General features: G+C 57.9%; 15 protein-coding genes. 10 read left to right on the plus strand and 5 right to left on the minus strand.

The genetic code is table 11. The annotated features are described in order from the left end of the window. Window positions 1-87: 87 nt before the first annotated feature. Entirely contained in the window at window positions 88-1,224 is a 1,137-nt protein-coding gene (locus AADJ11_RS09280) for a patatin-like phospholipase family protein (RefSeq protein ID WP_341234230.1), read from the minus strand. Between the two features lie 147 nt (window positions 1,225-1,371). Beyond that, complete coding sequence (locus AADJ11_RS09285) at window positions 1,372-2,520, minus strand: PLP-dependent transferase (RefSeq protein ID WP_341234231.1); 1,149 nt, start codon at window positions 2,518-2,520, stop codon at window positions 1,372-1,374. Between the two features lie 258 nt (window positions 2,521-2,778). On the opposite strand from AADJ11_RS09285, the gene purB reads away from it, so the two are divergent. The 5 genes from purB (at window position 2,779) to AADJ11_RS09310 (ending at window position 7,071) form a co-directional block, all read left to right on the plus strand. After that, complete coding sequence (gene purB, locus AADJ11_RS09290; RefSeq protein ID WP_341234232.1) at window positions 2,779-4,083, plus strand: adenylosuccinate lyase; 1,305 nt, start codon at window positions 2,779-2,781, stop codon at window positions 4,081-4,083. Between the two features lie 102 nt (window positions 4,084-4,185). Next, entirely contained in the window at window positions 4,186-4,341 is a 156-nt protein-coding gene (locus AADJ11_RS09295) for a hypothetical protein (protein WP_341234233.1), read from the plus strand. An 84-nt stretch (window positions 4,342-4,425) separates the two neighbouring features. Beyond that, window positions 4,426-4,947 carry a hypothetical protein gene (locus AADJ11_RS09300; RefSeq protein WP_341234234.1) on the plus strand — a complete coding sequence of 174 codons (522 nt, stop codon included), beginning with the start codon at window positions 4,426-4,428 and terminating at the stop codon, window positions 4,945-4,947. Between the two features lie 79 nt (window positions 4,948-5,026). After that, a complete protein-coding gene (locus AADJ11_RS09305; protein ID WP_341234235.1) occupies window positions 5,027-6,100 on the plus strand; it encodes a FliG C-terminal domain-containing protein in 1,074 nt (357 codons plus the stop codon). A gap of 68 nt (window positions 6,101-6,168) precedes the next feature. Continuing rightward, window positions 6,169-7,071, plus strand: coding sequence for a lysophospholipid acyltransferase family protein (locus AADJ11_RS09310; RefSeq protein WP_341234236.1), 903 nt, complete (start codon window positions 6,169-6,171; stop codon window positions 7,069-7,071). Window positions 7,072-7,084: 13 nt separating this feature from the next. Here AADJ11_RS09310 and AADJ11_RS09315 read toward each other — a convergent pair whose 3' ends face one another. After that, a complete protein-coding gene (locus tag AADJ11_RS09315; protein WP_341234237.1) occupies window positions 7,085-7,783 on the minus strand; it encodes a DUF1223 domain-containing protein in 699 nt (232 codons plus the stop codon). A 230-nt stretch (window positions 7,784-8,013) separates the two neighbouring features. On the opposite strand from AADJ11_RS09315, the gene acnA reads away from it, so the two are divergent. The 3 genes from acnA (at window position 8,014) to AADJ11_RS09330 (ending at window position 17,043) form a co-directional block, all read left to right on the plus strand. After that, window positions 8,014-10,788, plus strand: a complete 2,775-nt coding sequence (gene acnA / locus AADJ11_RS09320; RefSeq protein ID WP_341234238.1) for an aconitate hydratase AcnA — start codon at window positions 8,014-8,016, stop codon at window positions 10,786-10,788. Window positions 10,789-11,071: 283 nt separating this feature from the next. Beyond that, window positions 11,072-12,892, plus strand: coding sequence for an autotransporter assembly complex family protein (locus tag AADJ11_RS09325; protein WP_341234239.1), 1,821 nt, complete (start codon window positions 11,072-11,074; stop codon window positions 12,890-12,892). Continuing rightward, window positions 12,889-17,043 carry a translocation/assembly module TamB domain-containing protein gene (locus AADJ11_RS09330; protein ID WP_341234240.1) on the plus strand — a complete coding sequence of 1,385 codons (4,155 nt, stop codon included), beginning with the start codon at window positions 12,889-12,891 and terminating at the stop codon, window positions 17,041-17,043. The genes AADJ11_RS09325 and AADJ11_RS09330 overlap by 4 nt, the downstream gene beginning before the upstream one ends. Here the strand turns inward: AADJ11_RS09330 and AADJ11_RS09335 are convergent. After that, window positions 17,040-17,564 carry a flavin reductase family protein gene (locus tag AADJ11_RS09335; protein ID WP_341234241.1) on the minus strand — a complete coding sequence of 175 codons (525 nt, stop codon included), beginning with the start codon at window positions 17,562-17,564 and terminating at the stop codon, window positions 17,040-17,042. The two genes, AADJ11_RS09330 and AADJ11_RS09335, sit on opposite strands and share 4 nt — an antisense overlap. A 112-nt stretch (window positions 17,565-17,676) precedes the next feature. On the opposite strand from AADJ11_RS09335, the gene AADJ11_RS09340 reads away from it, so the two are divergent. Together AADJ11_RS09340 and AADJ11_RS09345 are read left to right on the plus strand one after the other, a co-directional pair. Beyond that, on the plus strand, window positions 17,677-19,182 hold the full coding sequence (locus tag AADJ11_RS09340; RefSeq protein ID WP_341234242.1) for a PAS domain-containing sensor histidine kinase: 1,506 nt from the start codon (window positions 17,677-17,679) through the stop codon (window positions 19,180-19,182). After that, window positions 19,175-19,585, plus strand: a complete 411-nt coding sequence (locus AADJ11_RS09345) for a response regulator (protein WP_341234243.1) — start codon at window positions 19,175-19,177, stop codon at window positions 19,583-19,585. Before AADJ11_RS09340 ends, AADJ11_RS09345 begins: the two co-directional genes overlap by 8 nt. A gap of 98 nt (window positions 19,586-19,683) precedes the next feature. Here AADJ11_RS09345 and acs read toward each other — a convergent pair whose 3' ends face one another. Next, window positions 19,684-21,636: an acetate--CoA ligase gene (gene acs, locus AADJ11_RS09350; protein WP_341234244.1), complete on the minus strand. Its 1,953-nt coding sequence runs from the start codon at window positions 21,634-21,636 to the stop codon at window positions 19,684-19,686. Window positions 21,637-21,848 lie beyond the last annotated feature (212 nt).

Below are 21,848 nucleotides of genomic sequence, written 5' to 3' on the forward strand. Positions count from 1 at the left end.
TAATTGACGTACCGTAACTCTACTTAGGCGGTACTTCGGCAAACCTATGTCGTGGGGCCGCGCCGGGTGGGGCTACCCTGTACCAGCTTAGCCGCGCGACCAAAGCGTGCCGCTTTTCCCGCGTTCTAGCCCGTATTCAAACAGCTCAGTCATATAGGGCAGAGAAAACCGGTTGGACGGATCATAGACGATCCCTGATTTGGGATCGATCGATGTCACGAACAAGTCCAACCCGTTTGCGCGGGCAAACAAGCTGGTGGCGTTGATGGATGACAGGGCGCTGGCGCGTGCGAATGTCGTTAGCGCCTGCTGCGAGATCGCCAGCGGATTGCGGGCCACGGCGACAGGGGCAGGGTCAAGGGTGTTGTTGATCAGCAAATAAATCTCCCCATCGGGGAACTCACGATGGTGTGCGGTAGTAAAGGCAAAGGCCGGAATGGCCAGAAACTGCATATGAACGCCGCCGTCCACATGGGTTTCGCTATAGGTCACGCCATTTGCGGTGAATTTCAGATCGACCGGCGAAAACAGCCCCGGCAGCGCGGCCGAGGCCCGCATGATCGCCCGGAACAATGTATATTCGCCCGCCAGTGCAATTTCGCCCATATCCCAGACCGAGGCGCGCGCGGTTTCCAGTTCGGATGTCACAATGAACAGTCGCGACCCGCTGGCGTGCCGTGCCGCGACGCGGTCGATGAATTCAATCGGCGTCGACCGCGTGATCAACTGGTCCAGCTTGGTCGTGTCATACAGCGCCTGACGGAACAGACCATTAAAGGGACTGAACTTTACGATGTCCTCGGTGCCAAAATCGGTGAAAATGCGCTTTAGCTCAGCATCGACGGAACTGCCGATAAACCCAAAGGGCGCGATCAGCGCCCCGATTGAAATACCCGTCACGATGTCAAAGTCGGGGCGCGTACCGGTCGCTGACCACCCGACCATCGCGCCAGCCCCGAACGCGCCTTCTTCGCCACCGCTGGACAGGGCCAACACGCGCAGCTTGAGCCCGGCGGCTGGCTTTGCCAGATGGTCCTCCCATTTTTGCTGGCTGGCATCGGCGAACAAACGGAACCGCGCCAATGGATCGCGGTCAAGGGGCGGGCGCTTGATGGCAGCCCGCCGCGCTGTGCCGGAACAGGCCCCCAAAGCGGCTGTCGCCCCGAACCCCGCTAAAAGCTGCCGCCGGCCCAAGAAATTGGGCATTTCGCTCGAAGTGTTCATTTTGGCCCCATGGTTCGTCTGCGCAAAACTGCCTGCAAAGCCCGTGCTCCTTGCCTGCAGGTTTCAGTTTAAATGCAGCGCGCCGAGATTTGCAATGAACCGTCCAGCGATGAACGCGTTCAGGCGCTTTGTAAAATGCCCCCCGGTCTAGACGGCCAAGGCTTGAACCAGGTCCGCCTTCAAATCCTCAACATCTTCGATCCCGACTGAGACACGCAACAACCCTTCGGGAATGCCCGTATGCGGTTCAATCGTGTGGCGATGCTCCACCAGACTTTCGACCCCGCCAAGCGAGGTTGCACGGTGGAACAGGTTCAGCTTGCCAGCGACCGCCAATGCGGCGTCGGCCCCCCCCTTCACGACAAAGGACAACAGCGGCCCAAAGCCACCGTTCATGTGGCGCGCGGCGATGTCATGGCCGGGGTGCGCAGGCAGGCCGGGATAGAGCACGGCTTCCACCTGATCATGTTGGTCCAGAAATTCGGCCAGTGCTTGCGCGTTGCGCGACATTTCCCGCATCCGCAAGGGCAGGGTGCGCATGCCACGCACCAACAGCCATGCTTCAAACGGTCCGATAACCGCGCCCGCATCGTGACGGTCGGCTTTGATGTCGGTCCAGATCTGCGCTTCAGTATCATTGGTCGCCAACACACCCGCCAAGACATCCGAATGGCCGTTGATGCCCTTGGTCGCGGAATGCATGACAATGTCGGTGCCGGATGCCAGCGGCTTTTGCAACACTGGCGTTGCTGCGGTGCTGTCGACCATCAGCAACCCGCCAACGGCATGAACCGCCTTTGCGGCAGCTTCAACGTCCGTGACCCGCAACCATGGATTCGACGGTGTTTCGATCAAGACCAGCGATGGTTTGTACGCGGCGCAGGCAGCCTCAAAAGCGGCTGCATCCGATGCCTCCACCTCGTGCAAGACAATCTCGCGCCGGGTGCAGAAATCGCGCAGCCATTTGGTGGTGCCCCAATAAATCTGCGATTGCACCAGAACGCAGCCGCCATTGGGGACCGTGCGAAACGCCGCCGCAATCGCGGCCATGCCTGAGGGGAACAGCAAGGCCTCCGCGGCACCTTCAAGCTGCGCCAGAACGGTTTCGGCCACACGGACGATATCGCTTTGGTCGCGCAGATAGATATTGTCGGGGCGCAGCGGCGCGTATTCGGTGTCGCGCAAATAGGTGGTGGCCATTTGCAACGGGGGCACAACACCGCCGCTTTGCAAATCAACGGCTCCGGCGGCCTGTGCCGCGATGGTGGCTGGGTTCAATCGAGACGTATCAGACATGGCGCACGCCGCTCCTCAAAGATGACCTGTTTTCAATCCCCTACACCTAAACCGGACCCTTGTGAAACTGCCAGCCCGTAAATGAATGAACGCCACGTTCCCTTTCATTTTGCCCAATAAACTCCCGCCGGAGGCGCCCGACCCTCGCGCCACATGCCGCTTCTGCAGGCTCCAAACCCCTGTTGAGCCTTGTTCTTCAGCCCTTTGCGGTCTATGCCGCGCCCGAACCCTCACGCCCCTAGATAAAGGTATCACCACATGATTCCCCGCTATTCCCGCCCCGAGATGGTCGCAATCTGGTCCCCCGAAACCAAGTTCCGCATCTGGTTCGAGATCGAGGCACATGCCTGTGATGCCATGGCCAAGCTGGGCGTAATCCCGCAGGCCAATGCCGACGCGGTGTGGAAAGCCAAGGACGTTGAATTTGACGTGGCCCGGATTGACGAAATCGAAGCGGTCACCAAACATGACGTTATCGCGTTCCTGACCCATCTGGCCGAACATGTGGGCAGTGACGAGGCGCGTTTTGTGCATCAGGGCATGACATCGTCCGATGTGCTCGATACCTGTTTCAACGTTCAACTGACCCGCGCCGCCGACATCCTGATCGCAGACATGGGCCTGCTCTTGGCCGCGCTGAAACGCCGCGCGATTGAACATAAAGACACGTTGCGCGTGGGCCGCAGCCACGGCATCCACGCAGAGCCGACCACAATGGGTCTGACGTTCGCGCGTTTCTACGCCGAAATGGACCGTAACCTTGCCCGCCTGAAAACCGCGCGGGATGAAATCGCCACAGGTGCAATCTCGGGCGCTGTTGGTACATTCGCCAACATCGACCCCCGCGTAGAAGAGCACGTCTGCGAACAGCTGGGCCTGACCCCCGAACCGATCAGCACCCAAGTGATCCCGCGCGACCGTCACGCGGCGTTCTTTGCTGCCCTCGGTGTTGTTGCCAGCTCCATCGAAAACGTCGCCACCGAAGTGCGCCACATGCAGCGTACCGAAGTGCTGGAAGGGGCCGAATTCTTCTCGGCGGGCCAAAAAGGTTCGTCGGCAATGCCGCATAAGAAGAACCCTGTTCTGACCGAAAACCTGACCGGTCTGGCGCGCACCATCCGCATGGCTGTGATCCCTGCGATGGAAAACGTCACCTTGTGGCACGAGCGTGATATTTCGCATTCCTCGGTCGAGCGTGCGATTGGGCCGGACACCACCATCACCCTTGATTTCGCCCTGCACCGTTTGACCGGCGTGATCGACAAAATGCTGATCTATCCTGACAACATGCTGGCCAACATGAACAAGTTTAGCGGTCTTGTGATGTCTCAGCGGGTATTGCTGGCCTTGACGCAGGCCGGCGTCAGCCGCGAAGACAGCTATAAGCTGGTGCAGCGCAATGCGATGAAGGTCTGGGAAGAAGGCAAGGATTTCAAAACCGAACTGTTGGCTGACCCAGAAGTGTTGGCCGCGCTCAGTGTCGAGGAAATCGAAGAGAAATTCGACCTTGGGTACCACACCAAGCATGTGGACACGATCTTTGCCCGCGTCTTTAAAGACTGAAATATTGGCCGGTTAACCGACCGGCCAACGTGATTTACGATATTCCTTTGAGAATGCACCAAGCCATTGTACGCTTATGCTGCATCTCAAAGGAGTAGTATGATGAAACTTAGAATTGCACTTTCTGCAGTGGTCCTTGTGGCCCTTCCGGCGGTTGGCTTTGCCAAATGCGGATGGGAACAACATGCGATGTCTTGCGCCGAAGGCAGCGTGTATGACCCCCAAACGGCAAGCTGCGTAGCTGCGGCCACATCCTAGGCAACATGCAAAGTTGAACCCGCGCCGCTTTAATTGGTCTGCGCGGGTCTTAACATCCGACCCTCATCTGATCGGGAGAGTACGATGCGTGTCCTATTAATATCAGCCCTTGCAGCCGTTTTGCCTGGCAGCCTTTTTGCCAACGGGCCTGAACCGGCCGCCCCAAAGCCCACGGTCACCTGTGAGCAGGGCATGGTTTACGACAAGAAAACCAAGAAATGCGTTTCGGCGCAGGATAGCCGATTAACTCCGGACGACTTGTTTCAAACTGTTCGTGAATTGGCCTATGCGGGTGATTATGTGGGTGCGCAGATCATTCTCGCCGCGATGCCGCAGGACGATGACCGCACCCTAACCTATATCGGGTTTACCAATCGCAAGATGGGTAATGCCGCAGCGGGTATGGTGTTCTATACCCGCGCTTTAGCAGTTAATCCCGCCAATATTCTAGCGCGATCCTATATGGGCCAGGGCATGGTCGAGGAGGGCAATATCGCCGACGCATTGGAACAGCTGCGCGCGATCAGGGCCTATGGTGGCACCGGAACATGGGCCGAAACATCCCTGCGCACGGCCATCGCAACTGGACAGACTTTTAATTATTGAACGGGTTTTTATTCGTTCTTTGTTTATCTCTGACTGCCACAACGCTGACAGGCATTGTGACAGTCAGAGATGATATTTTATGAATGAACTCGCAACGTTAGGGCAAATTCAGCCGGTTCAGATGCCTAGACCAGGCATGACGGCAGGGCCCGGACTTACCCGGCGTGCAAAGGCCGCGATTGTGGTGCGCCTGCTGTTGAACGAAGGGGCCGATATCCCGCTTGAGGAATTGCCCGAGACGCTTCAGGCCAGCCTGACGCAGCAAATGGGGGCAATGCGGACGGTTGATCGCCACACGCTTGCCGCTGTCGTCGATGAATTCGCACAAGAACTGGACAGCATCGGCCTGTCGTTCCCGGGCGGGATTGCCGGTGCGATTTCGGCACTGGATGGCAAAATCAGCAAACAAACCGCTGAACGCCTGCGCAAGGAGGCGGGCGTGCTTGAGATGGGCGATCCGTGGGACCGGTTGCGCGGTCTTGAGGCGGCCAAGCTTTTGCCGATGATCGAAAACGAAAGCATCGAAGTGGCTGCTGTTGTTTTGTCAAAGCTCAAAGTCGGGCTGGCCGCTGAACTGCTGGGGTTGCTGCCCGGACCCAAAGCGCGCCAGATCACCTATGCGGTTTCCCTCACCAGCACGGTGACACCCCAAGCCGTTGAACGCATTGGCCTTTCACTGGCAAGCCAGCTTGATTTCGTGCCGGTTATGGCGTTCGACACAGGGGCGGTGGAAAGGGTCGGTGCGATCTTGAACTCGTCGACGACACTGACCCGCGACGATATGTTAAGCGGATTGGAAGAGACCGACGAAGGGTTTGCAACCGCCGTGCGCAAGGCGATCTTTACCTTCGCGAATATCCCGGGCCGGATCATGCCCCGCGACATTCCCGCCATTCTGCGCCGCGCCGACCAACCACAGTTGGTGATCGCCCTTGCCGGGGCAGAGGCGGCAGGGATGCAAACCGTCGCTGACTTCATCCTTGAAAACATGTCGGGCCGTATGGCGGACCAACTGCGCGAGGATATTACCGACGCAGGCACCGTAAAACCCGCCGATGCAGAGGAGGCAATGGCCGGTTTCGTCTCGGTCATTCGCGAGATGGAGGCGGAGGGCGACTTGCAATTGGTCGTTGAGGAGGAGGAAGACGCCTGATCATGCTTGTTGCTTGCGTGCGGTCGCTGTAAGCAGCACCACGCGATGCAGTCATCTGGCAGAGGTATATGGCCGATCCCAAGCTTCCCCCAAAAGATCCGCTGGCCCGCCGCACCGGTCACTATCTGACCAACGCGCTGATTGTCGGAATCATCAAATTCGCCTTGCTGATCCCCTTTCGGGCGCGGCTTGCGTTTGTGGGCTGGGTTGTGCAGCACATTATCGGCCCCGCCGCAGGATATCGCCGCCGCGCGCTGCAGAACGTTGCCATGGTCTGGCCCGATGTACCCGAAAAGCGCCGGAACGAAATTGTTGCGGGATGTTTGAACAACGTCGGCCGCACCTTTATCGAAAATTACTCGACCGATGATTTCCCTGCCCGCATGGCGCTAAACACCCCCCAAGGGCCCGGTTTTGAGGCCTTGGAGGCAGCCGCGAAAAAGGGGCAGGCGGTTATCCTGGTGACGGGGCATTTTGGTAATTACGAGGCGACCCGCGCCTGTCTGGTCGCACGGGGCTATGACATCGGCGGTTTGTACCGCGATATGAAAAACCCGTATTTTAACGCGCATTACGTAAAAACGATGGAAGCTTTTGGTGGGCCGGTTTTCCCGCAGGGGCGGCGCGGCACTGCCGGTTTCGTGCGCCATCTCAAGGACGGTGGGCAGCTTGTTTTGCTGTTCGATCAACATGTCTTTGGCGCACCAAAACTGGATTTTCTGGGCAAACCCGCCAACACGGCGCTTTCAGCCGCTGAGCTTGCCTTGCGTTATGACGCGCTTTTGATCCCGTTTTATGGGATCAGGCAGGCAGATGGCGTGTCCTTTGACGCAGTGCTTGAGGCACCAATCCCGCATTCTGATGCAACAACCATGACGCAAGCGCTGAATGACAGCTTGGCCGCGCGGGTAAAGGCGCATCCGGAACAGTGGTTTTGGGTGCACCGGCGTTGGCGCCCGAACGAAGATTAAAGTTTGTACGCGGTTATTTCACACGGGCGGCTGCCACGATGGGCCCCGCACCGCTTTGCTGAATAATCACAACGGCTGGCAGGCCGCCGTCGATCGGGGTGGTTAGGGTCAGCGGAGCATTCGCCGGCCAGTCGCCCAAAATCGACCAGTCTTTGGCGATGTTATGATAGGAAAAGGCGTGACCTGCGTTTTCACCGCGTTTGATATGGATTTTTTGCGCGGGGATGTATTGCAACAAGTTCACCGTGAACGGCCCCTTGGCACCGGGCAGCGTTTCGGCATTGATTTGCAAGCTATCGCCGCTCCGCGTCAGGGTTAGATCAACAAGTGCTGGATCATTTTTATGGTCAACGATGGCCTGGGCCACGGCCATGGGTTTGGCCCCCACGATATCCGTTATACCATTGATAATCATTTCGGGCGTATAAATCGATTTCCTGCCACCAGCCACTGCATAGGCCCGCTGGCGCGTGGCATGATCTGGGTCGCCAAACTGGTCCTTCCAGCCGATGTAATCCCAGTAGTCGACATGCAGCGCCAGCGCGATCACGTCGTCGCGCCCGGCAAGTTCGGCCAATATTTCATCTGCTGGCGGGCAGGAGGAACAACCTTGCGAGGTAAACAGCTCGACCACCACGGGGCGATCTTGGGCATGTACCGGTGCCGTACACGCAAGGCCCAAAACGAGGAGGGAGGAAAACAGGAATTTCATCGATCAGGCCACTTTCACAAGGTGGTTTTTTGTAGACCGGGTGCGAATTAATTACCACTCAAGCTTTGTTGAAGCGCTGTAACGTCAGGTTTTATCGAATTTGCGTCAATTTCTGTACACAATGGTATACAAAAGCGATTTACATGATGGATAACTGTTGAAACGCGCCGCGCAATACTGCATTTAGGCCCCAAGCCACCAATCTTATCAACCCACCGAAGGGAGCTTCCATGACCATTATTGTTGGGCAGGACACCGCCAAGACACGCAAGACGCTGACGTCAGGCGATCAATCTATCGCCTATTATTCGATTCCTGCCGCGCAGGAAGCCGGGCTTGGTGATTTCTCGAAACTGCCTGCTGCGTTGAAGGTGGTGTTGGAAAACATGTTGCGTTTCGAGGATGGTAAAACTGTCACCGTCGACGACATCAAGGCATTTGCCGAATGGGGTGCCAAGGGCGGCCAGAACCCGCGCGAGATTGCCTATCGTCCGGCGCGCGTTTTGATGCAGGATTTCACCGGCGTTCCGGCGGTTGTTGACTTGGCCGCGATGCGTGACGGTCTGGTTGCCTTGGGCGGCGACGCTGACAAGATTAACCCGCTGAACCCTGTTGATCTGGTCATCGACCACTCGGTCATGATTGACGAATTCGGTAACCCGCGCGCGTTCCAGATGAATGTTGACCGCGAATACGAGCGTAACATCGAACGCTATACCTTCCTCAAGTGGGGCCAGAAGGCGTTTAACAACTTCCGCGTTGTGCCCCCCGGCACCGGCATTTGCCACCAGGTGAACCTTGAATATCTGGCGCAAACCGTTTGGACCGACAAAGACCAAAACGGCGTCGAAGTTGCCTATCCTGATACGCTTGTGGGTACAGACAGCCACACCACCATGGTGAACGGCATGGCCGTTCTGGGTTGGGGCGTTGGCGGGATCGAGGCTGAGGCCGCGATGCTGGGCCAGCCGATTTCGATGCTGATCCCCGAAGTTGTGGGTTTCGAGCTGACAGGCCGCATGATGGAAGGCACCACCGGTACCGACCTTGTGTTGAAAGTCGTCGAAATGCTGCGCGAAAAAGGCGTGGTTTCCAAATTCGTCGAATTCTACGGCGAAGGTCTGGATCACCTGCCACTGGCAGACCGTGCGACCATCGCCAACATGGCCCCTGAATATGGTGCTACCTGTGGTTTCTTCCCGATTGACGGCGAAACCCTGCGTTACCTGCGTACCACGGGCCGCGAAGAGGACCGCATTGCGCTGGTCGAAGCCTATGCCAAGGAAAACGGCATGTGGCGCGACGCGGATTACGCACCAATCTATACCGACACGTTGTCGCTGGACATGGGCACCATCGTGCCTGCGATTTCCGGCCCCAAGCGCCCGCAAGATTACATCGCGCTGACCTCTGCGCACACCGCATTTGCGGATTACGTCAAAGGTGTCCGCGAAGGCAAAGATGCGTCACACGCTGCCGAGGTGCGTTGGGAAGGCGAGGGCGGTCAGCCAGAGCCACAGGATATTCCCGGCGACGAGGGCAACCACAAGCGCGGCTATGTGATGACAGACGATGGTCATTACCAGCTGCACGACGGTTCCATCGTGATCGCGTCGATCACATCCTGCACCAACACATCGAACCCTTACGTGATGATCGGTGCCGGTCTGGTTGCACGCAAAGCGCGCGCGCTTGGTTTGACCCGCAAGCCTTGGGTCAAGACGTCGCTGGCTCCTGGTTCCCAGGTTGTTTCTGCCTATCTTGAGGCCGCAAACCTGCAAGAAGATCTAGACGCCATCGGCTTTAACCTTGTTGGCTATGGCTGCACGACCTGCATCGGTAACTCTGGCCCGCTAGAGCCTGCGATCAGCAAGGCGATCAACGATTACGACCTGATCGGTACCTCGGTCCTGTCGGGTAACCGCAACTTTGAAGGCCGGATTTCGCCCGACGTGCGCGCCAACTATCTGGCGTCACCGCCACTGGTTGTGGCCTATGCGCTGGTGGGTGACATGAACGTCGATTTGGCGCATGCACCTTTGGGTCAGGATCAGGACGGCAATGATGTTTACCTGAAAGACATCTGGCCAACCACACAGGAAGTCGCTGAACTGGTTGAAAAGACCGTGACGCGCGAAGCCTTCCAAGAGAAATACGCCGACGTGTTCAAGGGCGACGAAAAGTGGCAGGCGGTCGAGACAACGGATGCCAAGACCTATGACTGGCCACCTGCGTCGACCTACGTTCAAAACCCGCCATATTTCCAAAACATGTCGCCAGAGCCGGGCGTGATCACCAATATCGAAGGGGCCAAAGTACTGGCCGTTTTGGGTGACATGATCACAACCGACCACATCAGCCCGGCTGGTTCGTTCAAGGAAACCACACCCGCCGGTCAGTACCTGCTTGAGCATCAAGTGCCCGTGCGCGAATTCAACTCCTATGGCTCGCGCCGCGGTAACCACGAAGTCATGATGCGTGGCACATTCGCCAACATTCGCATTAAGAACGAGATGCTGGATGGGGTCGAAGGCGGCTATACCAAGGGGCCCGACGGCGAACAAACGTCGATCTTTGACGCGGCAATGGCCTATCAGGATACTGACACGCCGCTCGTGATCTTTGGTGGTGAGCAATACGGTGCCGGGTCCTCGCGTGATTGGGCGGCCAAAGGCACAGCATTGCTGGGCGTCAAGGCCGTGATCGCCGAAAGCTTTGAGCGTATTCACCGCTCCAACCTTGTTGGTATGGGCGTTATCCCGTTCGAATTCACCAACGGCGACACGCGCAAAACTTTGGGTCTGACCGGCGATGAAACCGTTTCGATTTCCGGTCTGGATACGATCAAGCCGCTGCAAGAAGTGCCGTGCACGATCACAATGGCCGACGGTTCGGTCAAAGAGATCATGATCAAGTGCCGCATCGATACCGCGATCGAGATTGAATACATCGAACACGGTGGCGTTTTGCACTATGTTCTGCGCGATCTGGCCAAGTCTGCCTAATCGGTCTGAACGATACCTTTTAGAACGCCCGCCAAGCATCGCCTTGGCGGGCGTTTTACGTTCTAAACCTGTCTAAAATGGTGCGTATCTGCAGGAACCCGCCCATCCGACGACAAATAACAGATTACGCGTTCACAATTGTGATTTGGCCCAGCAGAGTGTTTGCTGCCAGCAGTTCGTTTGAACTATGAAGCAAAGTATTATTTCACGAGATGCTGACGCGCCGGTTTATCGGACTAGCTGTTGCTTATCAGGTTTCGGTCTTCGCAAACGAGGGGGGCGCATGGCGCGTTCAACATCAGACGGTTTTTTCAGGGGCTTGCGGGCTGCCGGCACTGCTGTGGCAATTGTCTGGGGCAGCTCGGTCGGTCATGCCGCGTCGCTGGGCGTGACCGGTATCGAAAAAGGGTCTGACCTTTACGATGCGGTGCTGGGCGGGTCGCTGCTGCGTGAACAAACCGCAGAAGACGCATCCCCATCGACCCAAGAACTGCTCGCCGCCGCGCAAGCCGACTATGCCAGAGTGTTGGCTGTGCTTTATGATCAGGGCTATTTCGCCCCTGTCATCAAGATCACTGTCGATGGCGTCGACGCGTCTGCCATCGCGCCCGTATCGCCACCTGCACAGATCAACCGCGCGGTGATCGCCATCCAGCCCGGCAAGAAATTCACCTTTTCCAAGGCCGATATCGCGCCTGTCGCCCCGGATACCGAACTGCCCGAAGGGTTCGCTGTGGGCCAGCCTGCGCGTTTAAGTATTTTGCAAACCACGGTCGAAAGGGGCATCACCGGCTGGCGCGACCAAGGGTACGCCAAGGCGGCTTTGACCGAACAACAGCTGACTGCGCGGGTCACCGACAGCACCATCAGCGCACGGTTGCGATTGGACCCTGGTCCGCGCCTACGCTTTGGCGCGCTGACGGTCAAAGGCGAAAGTGCGGTACGCCGCAACCGTATTCTCAAGATCGCCGGCCTGCCCACGGGCAAGGTATATTCCCAAGAACAGCTTGATCTGGCGGCCACAAGGTTGCGCCGCACCGGCGCGTTTAGTTCGGTCGCAATGATTGAGGCGGACCAGATCACGGCGCCTGACATTCTGCCAATCACTGCTCAAATCGCCGACGCACCTCCACGCCGGTTTGGCTTCGGGGCCGAGCTTTCCTCCCTCGAAGGGTTGAGCGTCAGCAGCTATTGGATGCATCGCAATCTGCTGGGCGGCGCGGAAAACCTGCGGGTCGAGGGCGAAGTATCTGGCATTGGCGGCAGTTCAGGTGGCACGGATTACCGGCTGTCGACACGGTTTGAACGCCCCGCGACCTTTAATGCCGACACGAATTTCTATGCCTTTGCCGAGATCGAACAGCTGGACGAGGAATTCTATTTTTCCCGTCAGCTTGATCTTGAGACGGGGATCGAACGGATCGCCAGCGCCGAGCGGACCTATACCTTGGGCGTGGGCCTGCGCACGGCGGAAACGCGTGATGCGTTCGGTACGCAAAAATACACGCTTCTGACGCTGCCCCTGACCGCCGAGCATGATTACCGCGACAACCGCTTGGACGCCAAAGACGGGTTTTATGCCAAGGCAAGCGTGACCCCGTTTGTTGCCCTGTCGGGATCGGCGAACGGCGTGCGCAGCTATGTTGATCTGCGCGGTTATAAAACTTTTGGCACCACACGCCCGGTGACATTTGCCCTGCGCGGGCAGCTTGGGTCGGTTTACGGGCCAACGTTGTCGCAGTCGCCGGCGGATTACCTGTTCTACTCGGGCGGGGGCGGCAGCGTGCGTGGGCAACCCTATCAGACGCTTGGCGTTGATCTTGGGGGTGGTAACACCGTCGGCGGGCGCAGTTTCGCGGGTTTGTCAGCCGAGGCACGCGTGGCCCTGCGCGACAAAATCGGCGTCGTGGCCTTTGTCGATGCGGGCTATGTCGGGTCCGAACAAGTCATTGACGGCTCGGGCCGGTGGCATTCGGGCGCGGGGATCGGTCTGCGCTATGCCACGGGCATCGGGCCGATCCGCGTCGATTTCGCAGTGCCCACATCCGGGCCCGAAACGGACGAAAATTTTCAGGTTTATATCGGCATTGGACAATCGTTTTGATCCATTTTTTGCGCAGCTTAATCTTCACCTGCATGATGCTTTTGGCCTCGGGGGTTGCCGCCCAAGAGGATGACAAAGGGTTTTTGACCCGCACCATCCAGAACGCGCTGAGCGGGGCGGGCCGGACAGTCAGCATCGATGGTTTTGCAGGCGCGCTTAGCTCGCGGGCGACATTCGATCAGATGACGATTGCCGACGATCAAGGGGTGTGGCTGACGCTCGAGGGCGTCGAGCTGGACTGGAACCGGTCTGCGCTGCTGCGCGGGCGGCTTGAGGTTCAAGCCTTGACCGCCAAGCGCCTGTCGGTGCCGCGTTTGCCCACGGCCCAAGACGACACATTGCCCGATCCTGAGGCGAAACCGTTCAGCTTTCCAACGATCCCTGATCTGCCCGTCGCCGTTGATGTGGCGAATTTCGAGGTGGCAGAGATTTTGCTGGGGGCACCTATTCTGGGCGAGACTGCGCAGATGAGCTTGCGGGCCACAGCGAAATTGAACGACGATGTGGCGACCATTGATGTTGACGCGGTGCGCACCGATGGCAAGCAAGGCGCGTTCCAGATTTCGGCAAATTTGAACCGCAGCGACAGATTGCTGGACCTTCTGATTAACCTCTCGGAAGAGCAACAAGGCATCCTTTCACGGTCCCTTAACATCCCGGGCGAGCCGTCGGTTGAGCTGACGGTTGCGGGGCAGGGACCGCTGTCGGATTTCAACGCTGATATTAACCTGTCGACCGATGGGGCCGCGCGTCTGGCGGGCCAGGTCAACGTGGCCGAACAAGGCGCGGCGGATAATCCCGATCGCCGTATTCAGGCCGATCTGCGCGGCGATGTGACGGCATTGATCCTGTCGCAATACCGCGATTTTTTTGGTGCCGATGTGGGGCTGACCTTTGATGCGGTGGTGCAGGCAGATGGCGGGTTTGAGGTCAGCGATTTCGCCCTGAACGCCCAAGCGGCGCGGCTGCGCGGCAAGGTCACCCTGAACAGCAACAAATGGCCAAGCGTGATTGATATTACGGGGACCGTGGCCGCGACGGATGGTGAACGTGTGTTGCTGCCTGTGGCAGGGGCCAGCACCTATGTCCGGCGCATGGATTTGGACGTTAAGTATAACGCCGATGATGGTGATGCGATCACGGCGGTGTTTGACGTGGATGGGTTGGCGACAGACGCGCTGGCCATTGATCGCAGCCGTCTGGATCTGACCGGAACGCTGGCGGAACAATCCGGCACGGTTGGGGCTTTCGACGGCGATGTGGGCTTTTCCACTTCGGGGCTGACCCTGACCAACGCGGCCATTTCCGAAGCTTTGGGCCAAACCCTAAATGGTCGCGTCAACATCGCCTATACTACCGGCCAGCCGGTGCAGATCAGCGGGCTTGATCTGGCAGGTGACGATTATGGCCTGTCGGGCGATGCCAGCATATCCGGCCCGGCTGACAAGTTTTTGACCCAGTTGAAGATGCGGCTTGAAGCCGATGATATAAGACGTTTTTCCGCCCTTTCCCGTCGTGATCTGGGCGGCGCGGCACATGTTGATCTTGCGGGGCAGATCAAGCCGCTGGATGGCATGTTTGATTTGAATATTAGTGGTTTAACGCGTGATCTGAAGGTTGGGATCGACCAAGCTGATGCCGTGCTGGTCGGTGAAACGACCCTAAGCGTTGCAACCTCGCGCGATGAGACGGGCACATTCATGCGGGATTTATCGCTTGAGAACGCGGCGCTGACAGCCACCGGCGGTGCGGAACTACGCAGCAATAATTCCCAAGCGCGGTTTATGGCCGAACTGACGGACATCGCGTTGATTGCGCCGCAGTATTCCGGCCCCGTGACACTAAATGTCAGTGCTGATCAAGACACCCGTGGTTGGACCGTCGATGCCAGCGCCGACGGCCCCTATGATACAACTCTTACGGCCAAGGGGTTGGCAACAGGGCCGAATGCGGTGCTTAACTTTGCCGCCGAAGTGCCTGAAATCAAAGATTTCGTTCCTGACGCACCAGTCGGGGGCAAGGTCATCCTAGACGGTATGGTGCGCCAAACGCCCGCAGGCTGGCAGGTCGATGCCAATGCCGCAGCGCCCGAGGATGTATCGGCCACGGTCAAGGGCTTGCTGACGCCGCTTGATATAGATTTCAAGGCAAACATCCCGCGCGTGCAGGCCTTTGCGCCGCAGGTGAGCGGCCCGCTGACCGCGACAGGTAATCTGAAGCAATCGGATGTGGGTTTTGTGATCGATGCACAGGCGTCGGGCCCCTATGCCGCGCAGCTTGCTGTGCAGGGTGCATTGACCCCGATGATCGATATTTCATTTGATGCGGCGCTGCCCGATGTGAACCGCGTGGTGCCACAGGTGAATGGCGCGTTGAATGCAACGGGACGGCTGCGCCAGACCGACAAAGGCTTCTTTATTGATACGTCTGCCACGGGCCCTTATGGCGCGCGGGCAATGGTTGAAGGCTTGGCAACCGGCCCTGAGATGTCGCTGACCTTTGATGTATCTGTGCCGGATGTGCAGCCTGTGGTGCCCAGTGTATCTGGCCCGCTGGCCGCCACCGGATCGATCCGGCAAACGCCGGATGGTATTGCGGTCGATACCAATGCAACCGGGCCATATGCCGCCCGCGCGTCGATCCAAGGGCTAGTGACCGGCGCGGCACCGGCATTAACCTATGATGTCACGATCCCCAACTTGGCCGCCTTGGTGCCCCAGTTAAACGGCCCGCTGAATGTCACCGGCACCGCACAGCAAGAGGATGCAGGCTGGCGGTTGAATACCAATGCCGATGGTCCCGCTGGCACGCAGGCGACAATTGCGGGCGTGGTGGGCAGCGATGGCACGGTGAACATCGATATCAACGGGAATGCCCCGCTGGGCCTGTCCGCCCCCTTTACCGCGCCGCGTATCCTGCAGGGGCAGGCGACATTTGATCTAAGCGTGAATGGCCCGCCGCAGCTGGGGTCGGTGACGGGCACGATCCGTACCTCGGATGCGTCCCTTTCTGCGCCAAACCTGCGGGTTGCGCTGCAAAATATTGCCGCCAGTATCGATATTGGCAACAACCGCGCGCAGGTTGATCTGTCGGCTGACAGTGTGGAGGGCGGCCAGATCACGGTCGGTGGCGCGGTGATCTTGACCGGGTCCATGACGGCGGATTTGCAGATTGCGTTGAGCAATCTGGTGCTGATTGATCCCTCACTTTATCGCACCTCGCTGAATGGGGCCTTGCGATTTACCGGCCCTCTGAGCGGCGGCGCGCGGATCGAAGGACAAATTGATGTGGGCGAAACCAGTGTGACCGTCCCATCGACGGGCCTGACCAGCATTGGTGATATCCCGCAGATCGAATTTATCGGCGCACCGGCTGATGTGATCGCGACCAGACATAAGGCCGGTTTGAACGGCGCTGACGCAGGCTCTGACGCGACCGAGACCAGCAGCGGGCCGGGCTATGCCATGAACGTGCAGATCAACGCGCCGAACCGGATTTTCGTGCGTGGGCGCGGCTTGGATGCGGAACTGGGCGGCAGCCTTTTGCTGACCGGCACCACCAACCGCATGATTTCGGCGGGCCGTTTCGACCTGATCCGGGGGCGGCTGGATATCTTGGGCAAGCGGTTCGATCTGACCGAGGGCGCGGTGCAGTTTCAGGGCGATCTGGTGCCTTATCTGCGCTTTGTCACCGCCACGACCACGCAAACCGGCGAGGTGCGGATTATCATCGAAGGCCCTGCGACATCGCCCGAGGTGTCGTTTGAATCGACCCCGGCATCGCCGCAAGACGAGGTGTTGGCGCAATTGCTGTTCGGGCGTAATATATCCGAGATTTCCGCCTTTCAGGCGCTGCAATTGGCCAATGCCGTCGCGACCCTTGCAGGCCGTGGCGGGGCGGGCGTGATTTCGAACTTGCGGGCCGGGTTTGGTCTGGATGATCTGGATGTGACCACCACGGACGATGGCGCAACCGCTGTGCGCGCAGGGAAATACATCTCGGATAACGTCTATACTGATGTGACGGCGGCGTCGGACGGGTCAGCAGATATTTCGATCAATCTGGACATCAGCAAAAGCCTGACCGCCAAAGGGACGGTCGGATCAGATGGCAATACCGGTATCGGGATATTCTTTGAAAAAGACTATTAAGTCAGGCGGTTACTGGCGCTGAAACTGCCAAATCTGCTTTGTTCAAACAGCAGCGCAGGCGCATTGAGGTCGGTGTTATACGACCCATGGGTGACCTGCCCCAAGATCACCGAATGATCGCCAGCGGGATGTACCGCGAATGTATCGCAGTGAAACGTGGTCAGGCACCCGCCGAGGGTCGGCGCGCCATTCGGCCCCGCGGACCAGTCGAACTGATCGAACCCGTCGCCATTTGCGGCGAAATGATCTGCCAAGGCTTGCTGATCTGCGCCCAAGATATGCACGGCGAAATGCGATGCTGCGGCAAAAGCATCATGGCGTTTTGACGATATCGCGGGCGACCACAGCACCAACGGGGGATCCAGCGAAACCGACGAAAATGAATTCGCGGTCATTCCCAACGGGCCCTGTGGCGTTTGAACCGTTACGACTGTCACACCTGTGGCAAACCGCCCAAAGGCGCGGCGCAGGTCTGCCGTGTCGTTCGTGGCGGGGTCAAAGTGATGCAAGCGATCTGTCATGACGCAGCGGTGCCACGGGCAGGCGCGATTGTCCAGACGACAAAACATCAGGGGCGGGGGTGCGTCGGGGCAGCTGTAACCAACGAAATATTAACTGTGACGGCTTAGCTGAATGGCGAACCATCGTTGGAACAGCCATCCAGTTGCTGAAGGGAACCGCGTGTCGATTATCGAAAAGTACCGTCTGGCCTTTGATATTTCCCCTGTGCCGATGCTCTTGGTTGCCAGCGATGGCAAGCTGCTGCTGGCGAATGACGATTTTCTAGAGCTTTTTGAATATACGATAGAGGAAATTCGCGAGCTTAGCGTCGAGGCGTTGGTGCCTGAATCGATCCGCGCCCATCATCCCGAACTGCGCAATGCCTATAGCCGCGCATCGACCAAACGCAGCATGGGTGCCGGGCGCGACCTGTATGGGGTGACCAAATCCAACAAGGTGATTCCGCTTGAACTGGGGCTTGAACCTGTCACCGACGGGGTTGAGACGATGGCACTGGTTGCTGCCATCGACATCCGGCATCGCAAAATCCACGAAGAACGGATGCACCGCGCAATGGATGCTGCTGCCTGCGCCATGGTGATGGTCGACGGGCGCGGCACAATCGTTTTCGTCAACAAAGCCGCGTCAAGGTTGTTCGGATACGAGGAAAACGACCTGCTGGGCCACACCGTCGAAATGCTGATCCCCGAAGAATTCCGCCGGGCCCATCCGGTTTATATCGAAAGTTTTATGAACAACCGCACGGAACGGTTTATGGGGCTGGGCAGGGACCTATTTGCGCGGCGCAGTGACGGCACCCGCTTTCCCGTTGAAATTTCACTGACCCCTGTTGATGCCCCCACGGGCACCTTGGTGATGAGCACGATCGTGGATTTGTCAGAGCGTGTGGCCGCCGCCGAGGAAGTCGCAGAGAAAAGCGCCGAACTGGCCGCCTTGAATGTCGAGCTGTCCCATTTCGCTTATAGTGCCAGCCATGATCTCAAGGCGCCTTTATCCTCAATCACCGGGCTTTTGACCCTATGTATCGAGGATTTGGACGAAGGGAGCATCGAGGACGTACGCGAGAACCTGTGCAAGGTCGTTGAAATCAGCCGCCGAAGTGCCAGCAAAGTCGAAGGTGTTTTGCAAATTGCCCGCGCGGGCCGCGATGGGATGCCTGCAACAGCAGTTTCGCTTAGCACGATTATTCAGGAAATCTGGGTCGATCTGACAGGCGATACCAGTGACACAGAACTGCTGCTTGATTTCACCCATCAAGGGCCGGTCGTGACTGAATTACCAACACTTAAGGTGATCGTCGAAAATATGCTGTCCAATGCGCTGCGCTATGTTGATGCGTCGAAACCAAAGCATCAGGTTTGCGTGAAAAGCGAACCCGATCCTTGCGGTGTTAAGATTTCTATTTCGGATAACGGCATTGGCATTTCGCAAGCGAATTTGCCCAAGGTCTTTCAAATGTTCAAAAGGCTGGATGACCGCAGCGGCGATGGTTTGGGGCTTTCGTTGGTCCAAAAACAGGTCGAACGGCTGGGCGGGTCGATTGATATAACCAGCGTCGAAGGGGACGGAACCACGATTACCTTTACCCTCCCAATCATGGAGCCTGCCTGTGACTGACATTCCGGTGGTCATTGTCGATGACAACGTAACGGATCGCTATATCGTGCGCAGGCGTTTGGCCAAGGCCGGTGGTTTTGGCAAGATATTCGAGGCGGATAACGGCGACGATTTTTTGGAGCAGCTCAAGAACGGCGATTTCCAGGCGGAGGTGCGAGACACCCCTTTGCTGATCTTGATGGACGTCAACATGCCGCGCAAAACCGGCTTTGAAACGATAGTCGAGCTTGAAAGCTTGATCGAGGCCGGTACCCAGCGACCAAGCATGGTTGTGATGATGCTGACATCCTCTAGCAACCCGCGCGATATGGAGCAGGCAGAGCAGCTGGCGTCGATCAACGGCTATGTTTTCAAACCCCTCGACGATGAAGGGGTCCATAAAATTCACGCGCTTTATCGCTGACCATTCGGCGGCTTGAGCATCGCTGACATGCCAAGGGGCACCCGATAAGATGCCCCTTGTGGTCTAGATGAATGATTTGGCGCGCCGCAAAAACGGCGTTAGCGGTTCATCCGGTTTTCGATCAGCTCGTCGACAACTTCGGGTTCTGCCAGCGTCGAGATGTCGCCAAGCGCGCCAAAGTCGTTTTCGGCGATCTTGCGCAGAATACGGCGCATGATCTTGCCGGACCGTGTCTTTGGCAAACCCGGTGCCCATTGGATCAGGTCGGGTGATGCAATGGGGCCGATTTCGGTGCGGACCCAATTGCGCAACTCGGTGCGCAGCTCTTCGCTAGGCTCTTCGTCCGCCATCAAAGACACATAGCAATAGATACCTTGCCCTTTGATATCATGGGGGTATCCGACGACTGCTGCCTCGGCCACCTTGGGGTGGGCAACCAGCGCGCTTTCGACCTCGGCCGTGCCCATGCGGTGGCCCGACACGTTGATCACGTCATCGACGCGGCCAGTGATCCAGTAGTCGCCGTCATCGTCGCGGCGGCAGCCGTCACCGGTAAAGTAGTAGCCTTTGTAGTCGCTGAAATAGGTCTTTTCGAACCGTTCATGATCGCCCCAAACGGTGCGCATCTGACCGGGCCAGCTGTCGGCAATGCATAGCACACCTTCGACGCCGTCCCCTTCGACAATCTCGCCCGTCGTGGGTTCAAGAACGACCGGTTCGATGCCGAAAAACGGCTTCATCGCGGCACCGGGTTTTGTGGCGTGGGCACCGGGCAGGGGGGTCATCAAATGGCCGCCGGTTTCGGTTTGCCACCACGTGTCAACGATGGGGCATTTGCCCTGGCCGACGACATAATTGTACCAGTTCCATGCCTCGGGGTTGATCGGCTCGCCCACAGTGCCAAGCAGTTTCAAGCTGCTTAAATCGCACCCTTCGACAAATTCAGCGCCTTTGCCCATCAACGCGCGGATTGCGGTGGGGGCGGTGTAGAATTGGTTAACCTTATGCTTTTCGCAGATTTGCCAGAAACGGCTGGCGTCCGGATAGGTCGGCACGCCCTCAAACATCAGCGTGGTCGCGCCATTGGCCAAGGGGCCATAGACGATATAGCTGTGGCCCGTGACCCAGCCGACATCGGCCGTGCACCAGTAGATATCACCGTCGTGGTAATCGAACGTAATCTCGTGGGTCATTGCAGCATAGACCAGATAGCCGCCGGTGGAGTGGACCACCCCTTTGGGCTGACCGGTTGAGCCCGAGGTATAGAGGATGAACAGCGGGTCTTCGGCGTTCATGGCTTCGGGCGCGAAGGTGTCGGCGGCATCCTTGGCCAGCGCTTTATAGTCGAAATCGCGCCCTTCGGTCCATGTCGTCTGACCACCGGTACGTTTGACGACCAAGCATTTAACGCTGTCCTTGCAATGCAAAAGCGCCTGATCGGCATTGGTTTTCAGCGGTGTGGCCTTGCCGCCGCGCGGGGCGTAGTCGGCTGTAATAACGACCTTGGCCTCTGACCCATTGACCCTTGAGGCCAAAGCATCGGGCGAAAACCCTGCAAACACGATCGAATGAATGGCACCGATCCGCGCGCAGGCGAGCATGGCATAGGCCGCTTCGGGGATCATCGGCAGATAGATGACAACCCGGTCGCCTTTGCCCACGCCCAAGTCGCGCAGGATATTGGCCATCTTGCAGGTCTGTGCGTGGAGTTCGCGATAGGTGATGTGTTGCGCGGCTTCTTCTGGGCTGTCGGGTTCCCAGATGATCGCTGTCTGATCGCCGCGGGTTTCAAGGTGGCGGTCAATGCAGTTGGCGCTGACGTTCAGCTCTCCATCCGCGAACCAGTTAATTTTCACCTGACCCAAGGTGAAATCCACATCTTTGACGGTCGAAAAGGGGGTCATCCAGTCAACGCGCTGCGCTTGCTCGCGCCAGAACCCGTCTGCATCCTCGATCGACGCCTTGTACATCGCGTCGTATTTTGCCGCGTTTACATGAGCACCCTCAGCCATTTCGGTAGACGGCGGATAGGTTTTGGCTGCATTGGACATCGTTTCCTCCCTCAAGGATCTTAACACTCAAATGACCGATTTAGCCTGACGGCTTGTCGGTCCTCCCGGGTCGGATCATAGCGGCAACTGAAAAGAAGGGAATAAGTATCTGTAATGGCGGGCTTTGTCTGTAAAGTTTTTTCCGTATCAGGCGGGTTTTTGTAAATTATCGACGGCTGCGCGGCAAAATCTTGCGGTTTTGCCGCCGATTA

Origin of the sequence: uncultured Sulfitobacter sp., assembly GCF_964021855.1 — a bacterium.
In the GTDB taxonomy this organism is placed as follows: Bacteria; Pseudomonadota; Alphaproteobacteria; order Rhodobacterales; family Rhodobacteraceae; genus Sulfitobacter.